The sequence below is a fragment of the candidate division WOR-3 bacterium genome (genome assembly GCA_016867815.1).
In the GTDB taxonomy this organism is placed as follows: Bacteria; Hydrothermota; Tepidihabitantia; order Tepidihabitantales; family Tepidihabitantaceae; genus UBA2258.
This window is the reverse complement of record VGIR01000106.1, coordinates 1-8,784: the sequence shown is the minus strand read 5'-3', so window position 1 is coordinate 8,784 and position 8,784 is coordinate 1. Positions and strand designations below refer to the sequence as shown.

Here is an 8,784-nt window from a genome sequence, read left to right as displayed (position 1 = left end):
TCAACGAGTGGTGCATAGCCGGATATCCTGACTCCGCGGTGGTGAACGCGAGCCGTCCGAGCGCGTCGGCTTCTCCCGGCAGATTCACTCGACACCACCCGACTGCGGCTGCCAGCCTTCGCCTCATCTGCTCCGGGGTGCCTGGGACGCGTGCTGCACTCTCAACCATTGCCTCCGCCACCCAACCGACATTCTGCCTTCTGTATTCGGCAGTCTCCATCCTGGATTGGGACGCGACCAATGGCCCCAGGTTCACTCGCACCAACTTCCCTCTCGGGTCAATCTCCTCAATCAGCTCCTTGACCGGGCTTTGGCTTGCGACCCTTGCCCTCTGCCCTTTGACTCGGGTCGCGAGCTCCTGCAGTTCGACCTTCAGTCCGGCACGAGCGCGCTGCTCGCTTGCGACCAAGTGCCCTGGTCCGAATACCCCCTGGTGAATGAGCTTGTAGACGTCAGAAGCTCTGAGCACCGGATAGCGCTGGAGGTGCAATGCGAGGATAGCGGACAGGGAACGGGACAAGGGCTGGGGATCAGGGCATGGGAGTAGCGGCTGGTCGTTTGAACTGGCGCTTCAACCGCGGCCCGATCAGGTCAACCAACTCGAACCCGAGACCCATCGCCGCTCCCAGCCTTAAGCCCACATACGCCTGGCTGAAGATCAGTCCCATGCGGACGTCGTAGCGCGAGCGGACGAGAAACAGCAGCATCATCAGACCATACCCGACCGCGACTGCGGCACCCATCGCCACGAACCTGCCGAACTTGAGGCGAGCCAGCAGTCTCTGAACGTATGCTCCGGCCAGCAGGGCAAATCCCACCGGCAGAGCGAAAATCGCCGCGGCAGCGAGCGTCGCGGGACGAACCGGTGGTGTCATCGCCACCTGGGCGAGCAGCAGCAGAACAATGGTCAGGATTGCCAGCCCGGCGCGGCGCGTTGGGACGATTGCGTACATGAGCGCGCCGGTCAGACCGACGACCAGAAACGGCAGCATGGGCCGCGGGAAGTGAAAGAACTGCCGGCGGAAAGAAAGGTAGCCGACGATGGCGACGGCAATCAACCCGACCACGACATAGGCAACGGTGAACAGACTCTCGCGGGCTGCTTTGCTCACGGGCGAATCGTCCGGCCACCCGCGCCGAAGGTCAAGGACTCGGGGATTGGGATGCCGGAGTCTCTATCGGTCGCCCTGATACCGGAATCCTAGTCTGCTTCTTCCGCGTCCTTGGTCCCCTTCTTCGCCAGGATTTCCTCGACGACGGAGAAAGGAACCGCCTCGTAGTGCTCGAAGTGCATGGTGAAGCTCGCCTTGCCCTGGCTCATGTTCCTGACGTCGGTGGCGTAGCCGAACATCGTCGCCAGCGGCACCATCGCCTTGACAACCTTGGCGTTCCCCTGCACGTCCATCCCGGATATCAGCCCGCGGCGGTTGCAGAGCGACCCCATTATCGAGCCGGCGAAATCCTCCGGCGTGACCACGCTCACGCTCATCAGTGGTTCAAGCAGTTGGGGGCTGCCCGACTTGAACGCCCGGCGGAACGCGCGGGCGGCGCAGGTGCGGAAGGCGATGTCGGACGAGTCGACCTCGTGGTACGAACCGTCGAGCAGGGTCACCCGGATGTCTACGATCGGGAAGCCGGCAAATGCTCCCTTCTTCAGGACTTCGACCACGCCCTTCTCGACCGCCGGGATGTACTCCTTGGGCACACGTCCGCTTACTACCTTGTTCACGAACTCGAAACCCTCGCCCGGCTTGAGCGGCTCCAGCCGCATCACGACGTGTGCGTACTGGCCGTGGCCGCCGGTCTGCTTCACGTACTTCTCGTTCACATCGGCCCGACTCGTGATCGTCTCGCGGTAGGCGACCTGCGGCGCCCCGGTCTTCGCCTGCACGCCGAACTCCCGGCGCAGCCGGTCCACGATGATCTCAAGATGGAGCTCGCCCATCCCGGAAATCACCGTCTCCTCGGTTTCCGCATCGGTGGCGACGACGAAGGTCGGGTCCTCTTCGGCTAGACGGCCCAGCCCGTGCGCGAGCTTCTCGCGGTCGTTCCTGTCGGCCGTCGATACGGCAATCGAAAGCACCGGCGCCGGGAACTCAATGGCCTGCAGCACAATCGGTGCCTCGCGGATGCAGACCGTGTCGCCGGTCACCGTGTCGGACAGGCCGACTACCGCGCCGATTTCGCCGGAGTAGAGCGCATCGACCTGCTCCTGCCGATTGGCGTGCATTCGGAGCAGGCGGCCCACCCGCTGGTCCTTCTCCTGGGTCGAATTGTAGACGTAGCTCCCGGCCTTCAGCGTTCCCGAGTAGACCCGGACATAGACCAGCTTGCCGACATGCTTGTCGGCAACCACCTTGAACGCGAGTGCGGCCAGGGGGCCCTCATCCCAGGCCACTCGTATCACCTCTTCACCACCCGGGTGCGTGCCAATGGTAGGCAACAGGTCTCCTGGACCTGGCAGGTACGAAACTACCGCATCGAGCAGGCGCTGAATGCCCTTGTTCTTGAAGGCGCTGCCGCAGATGACCGGGCAGATGAGATGCCTCAGCGTCGCGCCGCGGATGGCGGCGGAAAGCTCATCTCTGCCGATGGGCTGATCCTGCAGGAACTTCTCCAGCAGCTTGTCGTCCACCTCCGCCACCTTCTCGAGCAGATTCTGCTTCCACTTGCGCGCCACCTCGCGCATCTCTTCAGGAATATGCTCCTCGCGCCACGTCATCCCCTGGTCGGTTTCATCGTAGAACACCGCAACATCATCCACCAGGTCGATGATTCCCGCGAACTTCTCCTCCGCGCCGATGGGAATCGTCACCGGCACGGCATTGGCCCCGAGTTCCTCCTGGATCTGTCCTACCACGCTGTAGAAGTCCGCGCCGGCCCGATCCATCTTGTTCACGAAAGCGATGCGCGGCACCGAGTACTTCTCGGCCTGGCGCCACACGGTCTCCGACTGCGGCTCCACCCCACCCACCGCGCAGAAAAGGCCGATGACCCCATCCAGCACCCGCAGGCTCCGTTCCACCTCCACGGTGAAATCCACGTGGCCGGGCGTGTCAATGAGGTTTATCTGGTAGTCGCGCCACACCGTAGTCGTCGCCGCACTCGTGATGGTGATGCCGCGCTCGCGCTCCTGCTCCATCCAGTCGAGCGTCGCCTCGCCGTCGTGCACCTCGCCCAGCTTGTGCGACTTGCCGGTGTAGAAGAGGATGCGTTCAGAAACAGTTGTCTTGCCCGCGTCGATGTGGGCCATGATGCCGATATTGCGGACCTTGTCGATTGGATACTCTCGTGCCATTAGGATGGTGATTGTAGCTGGCGAGACGGCGAAGTCCAGAAACGCTTGACACCGTCGGCCGCACCGAACGGCGGGATCACCGGCGGGGACATGACCGGAATCGGCTCGGCGATGCGGAGTCGTTCCCCGGCCCGGCGAGAGCAGCATATGCAGATCGCGCCGACGACGCCCGGCGTCGCCCTGCCTGTTCCTGAGACGGCGAAGCCGCACTCAGCGGACGAGTCGCCGGGCCTCCGCCGGCCGAGGCCCCGCCCGGACCGGCAGCGCCGCGGAGGCTAGCCCCGATAGGACAAGCGTCTAGGCCGCGACGGCGACCGGCAGGCTGAAGCTGAAGACGGAACCCTCGCCGAATGCCGATTCGGCCCAGATGCGGCCGCCGTGGCCTTCGACTATCTTGCGACAGATGGCGAGGCCGAGGCCGGTGTTCTTCTCGCCGGCGGTACTTTGCACGCTCGTCCTGCCGAACGGCTGGAACAACCTGTCCAGCTCCTCAGCCGGGATGCCCTGCCCCTGGTCGCGGACCGACACGACAACGGTGCCGTTCCCCCGCGTCGCCCGCACGGTAACCGTCGTGTCCGGCCCGGAGAACTTGAGCGCGTTGCTGATGAGGTTATTCAGGACCTGCTCAACTCTGCCCCCGTCGAAGCGAAGCGGCGGCAGGTCGCGGTCGGGCACGAAGTCCAGATGGATGCGTTTCTTCTCGGCCAGCATCCGGTTCATCCGCAGGTTCTCCTCAACCAGGGCGGACAGGTCGCCGACGGCCAGTTCGAGGTCGAGCCTGCCCGCCTCGATCTTCGCCACGTCCAGCAGGTCGTCAATCAGCTTGAGCATGAACTCGCCGTTGGCCTGGATGCGCCGGAGGAAGGCCGTCCTGGTGGCTTCGGGCAGGACCTTGCCCGCGTCGTCGAGCAGGAACGCACTGGCCGTGTTGACTACGGCCAGCGGATTGCGCAGGTCGTGCGCGGCCGTGCCGAGTAGCTGGTTCTTCAGTTCGTTCAGCTTGGCCAGCTCTACGTTCTTCTGCGCTATCTCCGCCTCGGCAATCTTGCGGGGCGAAATGTCGCGCACCGTCGCCTGCAGCACCTTCTGTCCGTGGTAGTCCAGGGGCGTGAGCAGCACGTCGGCCGGGAAAACCGTGCCGTCGGCCCGCTGGTGCAGCCACTCGAAGAAGTTCCGGCCGTCGCGGAACGCGGTCGCGATCTTCTCATCGGCGGCGTCGCGGGACGCCCGGCCGTCGGCCTGAAGAGGCGGCGAGACCTGGCCCGGGTGCTTGCCGAGGAACTGCTCGCGGGTTGAGTACCCGAACACCTTCAAGGTAGCGCCGTTGCAGTCGATGAACTTCTCGGAGTCGAGCAGCATCATCGCATCATTCGAACTCTCGAAAACCCGGCGGTACGTGAGCTCGCTTTCGGCCAGGGCCGCCTCGGCCCGCTTGCGCTCGGTGATGTCCTCGGCCACCACCAGGACACGGTTGATCGTGCCGTCGTAGGCCCGAACCGGCTCGATCTTGCTGCGATACCATCGAGGCCCTCCCGGAGTGTCTACCGGCTCCTCCCTGACGACGCCCTGCTCCGTGTCCATCACGCGGAGAATGACCGCCATCTGTTCGCCGGCGAACTGCCTCGGAAACACGTCCCAGAGGCTCTTGCCGGTGAACTCCGAGGGACGGCCGCCCAATACCCCCGCCGCCGCGCGGTTGACGAAGTGAAGCACGCCAGCGCGGTCCACCAACGAAAGGACGTCGGTCGTGTTTTCGACGACCAGCCGGTATCTCTCCTCGCTCTCGCGCAACTCCTCAGCAATGTGCGCGCGGTCCCGAAGCACGGCCTGGGCCTGCCGCTGTTCGGCGATGAACCGGCGCGTGATGCGGAATGAGCTCAGCCAGACAACGACAAGCAGCGCCAGCATCAGGACGCTACCGACCAAGAACGGCCGCGGGCGCTCCTGCCTCGCCCTCGCGACGTGTTCGGCTACTACCGCGGAGACCCGGGTCATTCCTGCTGCATACTGCTGCTTGAGCGTGGCGTACTCGCGGCCCAGCAACAGGGCCGTGGCCGAGTCGCGAAGGCCATCACGGGCCAGCCGGAAGGCGAGGGTCTCCAGCCCGACCAGTTTGATGTTGGCGACATCGGTCGCGTTGATGGCACTGACCTCGTCGGGTCGGCTGATGTGACTGCGGACTTCGCCGATTGATGCGTCCAGTTCGGGCGCGGCCCGGTTGTAGCGTTCCTCCCAACGGCGGTTGCCGGTCGTCACGCCCGCCAGTGCCGACATCGTCAGCACCTCGTCGTAGAGCGCGATACGTCCGATCAGTTCGCGAACCTGATCGTCGGCGGCTTCAGACCGCCCTGCCGCCGTGCCGGCACTGATGCCGTACAGACTCATCCCGCCCAGGAGCAGGGCCGTGACCACGGCGTTGACGATGAGCATGCGCATCGGCTTCGGGCCATCCCGGGTGGTTCTGGTGCGCGTCAACATTCCCTCACCGGTTTCCACTTCGGTGTATCATCAGCGGATTCGAGCTTGGACTGCTCGGCCTGTCCTACTCACGCGGGCCCGCGTCCTATCTGTGATCTGTCGCCTGTGGTCTCCCGCCCCACTCAAGCTTCAGGGCCCGGCGGTCAGGCGCATTTCGCAGATCGCCATCATGGGAATGCCCACCCGCCGTGAGTTTCGAGCGTCGCTCCTTCCCGGGATAGTATCCCTGGGTCCGGTTGTTCGGCAACGGCGCCGGCCGCCTACCTGCCATCACCCACACAGTTTAACGCACACGACCAGACCGGGCCCGCCTCCGGCTCAGGCTCGGCCAGAACTGCCCAGGCCGCACGCCCGAGTCCCCGGTGCTGAACCGGGGACTCAGCCTGTGTTAGGGGGTCCAGTCTGGAAACGCCTGGGCCGACTGAAACGACCTCGCCGCGCGCTACCGCTACGTGGCGGGTTTCGTCGACAGCGGAACTCAGGGGAAGCGGCCAACAGGCAACAAGAATGCTCACTCCGGAACCTCCGGGTCTACGGTCATCGACATCCACTGCGGACGCGGTGACTAGCACTCATCTTGCGTCGCCCATGCCTGGGTCTGCCGCCGCGAATCTCTACCGGGGCGGGTGCGTGCCGATGCAGAGAGGAGGCAAAGCGGCCGCAGACCCAGGCTGTTGAATGTGCTACAAGAGGGCTTCACGCAAGCCTCAAGTGCAGTTTCCGTACCGCCGGTTGATCCCGACAGCTCTCTGGCAACTGACCCCACATGCCGGCGGTTGCTGGCGATCTTCACGTCCACGCGCTCATCGCCTGCCTGTGGAATTGGAGAGCGAGATGAACCTACAACCTCTTGTCGGACTGCTGGTTAGCCGCTTTGTCCCTATCCCGAAAGAGCAGGCAACCGGAAGGCTGGGGGCTACGAGCCACGGAATGCGACAAGCGCGAGGCGAGAAGCGCGGAGTGAACCGCTGATTGGCAAACTCGAGATTCGGCTTTGGAGTTTTGGAGTCTCCAGTCCTGATTCTGGAGCTAGCCCGCTCCTCGTTCCCTATCGTCTCGCGTCTCGCGTTCGGCGTTCGTCGTTCGTCGCTTGGCGTTCGGCGTTCTTCGCCTAGCGTCTGCCGTTCGTCGTTCGGCGTTCGTCGTTCGTCGTTCTTCGCCTAGCGTCTGTCGTTCGGCGTCTCGCGTCTGGCCTCTGGCGTCCAGCGTCCGGCGTCTTGCGTCTAGCGTCTGGCGTCCAGCGTCTGGCCTCTGGCGTTTGCCGTTCGGCGTTCGTCGTTCTGCGTCTTGCGTTTGCCGTTCGTCGTTCGGCGTTCGGCGTTTGCCGCTAGCGTCTGGCCTCTGGCGTCCGGCGTCCGTCGTTCGTCGTTCGGCGCTTGGCGTTCGGCGTTCTTCGCCTAGCGTCTGTCGTTCGTCGTTTGCTAGTCTCGCACGTTTATCAACTCGAACCGGAGCCGCTTGAGGATAGTTTCATCAAGCTCGCGCACCTTCCACTTGGCGATGATGGCATCGGTCTCGTTCTTCAGCACTGCGCCGCCGTAGGTGTTCGCCTTCTTCCATATCTCGCGGCAGTAGTTGAGGTAGGCAACGTACAGCGGCGTCGAAACACCGGTCGAATCGATCACCTCCTTGGCCTGAAGCTCGAAGGCGGCAAGTTCGGTTTGACGGTTCGCGTGGCGCTGGACCGCGGCCGCGCGCATGTCATCATTGGTCTGCTTCACCCGCTCGGGCTTGGTCTTCGTCTCATATGCGAACTGGCGGTCAACGTTACTGCGGAATCTACCTGGCATGCTGCTCCCTTCGTCTTTCTCTGCACGGCTGCCGGCAATGGCGCCGACACGCGATCTCGTTCAGCGAATCATCCTGGAAGAAACATCGAAGTATAGCACCGAATCCCGGCCAAGGCAAGCGATGCCGCATGGAAAAGCTATCCCCATTAGTCTGACGGATACGATGGCCAGTACATTAGACGCTAAACTCCGCTTACGTACTTGACAATATATGACATATTGTAGCCCCGGGGCTATCCCCGGGTCACGGGCAGATAAGCCCGGAGATAAGATAAGAAGGAGACTGTCAGATAGGCCTACTGCTACTATCGGTCATACTATCAATCATACTATCTCTTATATACTGACGGCTTCTACCCTGCTGCTGTTGGGCGCGTTTCCCGGTTAACGTAGGATAGATTGGGTTGTCTTGCTGACGCCGTCTAGCTCTGGCAGTCAGTGGCTTTGGTCGTAGTAAACGCAAAGTCAGCAAGTTAGGCCAAATCCTGGACACCGCACCGGCGCCGATGAGTCTCAGGTTCACTCAGTATGCTTCGCTATTCCCCGCAGTCCTTGTGTGGTCTGCCCCGCTTCTGGATGTCAGGCAGTCGGTCGCGGCTCGATCCCGGCGTCGGGAGCAAGAGGAAGGCAGGTCCTCCCGGGTGACGGCCGGTCATGGTCGAGTGCCGAATCCCTTCGGCAGTCACCTCCGGTTCATCTCTCAGGTACCTGCGGTATCTCAGTTGGTGCAGGTCCTTCGAAAGTCGGTCAGGCTGGCGCGGTACGGCGCGGGCATCCACATGGCTGGCCATCAGACAGTAGCGCCTGGTTTCCACGCCCTCCTTCCTCCGGTACTGGGAAAGCGTCCAGAGGTGGAACCATCGTCGTCATCACCAGAGAACACCCGGCCGCAGTTGTTCGCCATCTGTGTGACGTGGCGCGCCAGTCCCACCGCCGCAATTCCATCTATTCTGGACGCGCCCCACATTGCCCCTCGGCCTCGACTTGTCGAGAAAATAGGGAAGTGTGGGGCTGTTGAGAAACCACTGTTGGGGGTGTGGTTTCATACCGCGAGCACGGATGTGACGCGGGACGGTCGCCAGAGCGCTGTTTTGATAGCTGAGTAGACTGCCGTGGCTGCCCGCCGCAGCAGTTGGGCGGCCTGCGTCACTGCCGGACGTCCGCCGCCGTGTGCCACCAGGCACTTGAGGTTCATGACCGCAGCCGCCAGGTACGCCT

General features: G+C 63.3%; 6 protein-coding genes and 1 pseudogene. All 7 read right to left on the bottom strand.

The genetic code is table 11. The features are described 5' to 3' along the window. The coding region (locus FJY68_12285; GenBank protein MBM3332602.1) for a hypothetical protein at positions 1-469 on the bottom strand (469 nt) is incomplete at its 3' end. 61 nt (positions 470-530) lie between these two features. After that, positions 531-1,112 (bottom strand): hypothetical protein, encoded by a 582-nt coding sequence (locus tag FJY68_12280; GenBank protein ID MBM3332601.1) that lies wholly within the window; start codon positions 1,110-1,112, stop codon positions 531-533. A gap of 89 nt (positions 1,113-1,201) precedes the next feature. Beyond that, on the bottom strand, positions 1,202-3,298 hold the full coding sequence (gene fusA / locus FJY68_12275) for an elongation factor G (GenBank protein MBM3332600.1): 2,097 nt from the start codon (positions 3,296-3,298) through the stop codon (positions 1,202-1,204). Between the two features lie 297 nt (positions 3,299-3,595). After that, a complete protein-coding gene (locus FJY68_12270; protein ID MBM3332599.1) occupies positions 3,596-5,776 on the bottom strand; it encodes a PAS domain S-box protein in 2,181 nt (726 codons plus the stop codon). Between the two features lie 1,267 nt (positions 5,777-7,043). Then, positions 7,044-7,166, bottom strand: a pseudogene (locus FJY68_12265) (GNAT family acetyltransferase). A gap of 31 nt (positions 7,167-7,197) precedes the next feature. Then, entirely contained in the window at positions 7,198-7,566 is a 369-nt protein-coding gene (locus FJY68_12260) for a hypothetical protein (GenBank protein MBM3332598.1), read from the bottom strand. A 536-nt stretch (positions 7,567-8,102) separates the two neighbouring features. Further along, positions 8,103-8,381 (bottom strand): hypothetical protein, encoded by a 279-nt coding sequence (locus FJY68_12255; protein ID MBM3332597.1) that lies wholly within the window; start codon positions 8,379-8,381, stop codon positions 8,103-8,105. Between the last annotated feature and the right edge of the window lie 403 nt (positions 8,382-8,784).

Bases quoted from the DNA above. Each gene is read 5' to 3' on its own strand.
- fusA (MBM3332600.1), bottom strand. From the start codon at position 3,298: ATGGCACGAGAGTATCCAATCGACAAGGTCCGCAATATCGGCATCATG.
- FJY68_12270 (MBM3332599.1), bottom strand. From the start codon at position 5,776: ATGTTGACGCGCACCAGAACCACCCGGGATGGCCCGAAGCCGATGCGC.
- FJY68_12260 (MBM3332598.1), bottom strand. From the start codon at position 7,566: ATGCCAGGTAGATTCCGCAGTAACGTTGACCGCCAGTTCGCATATGAG.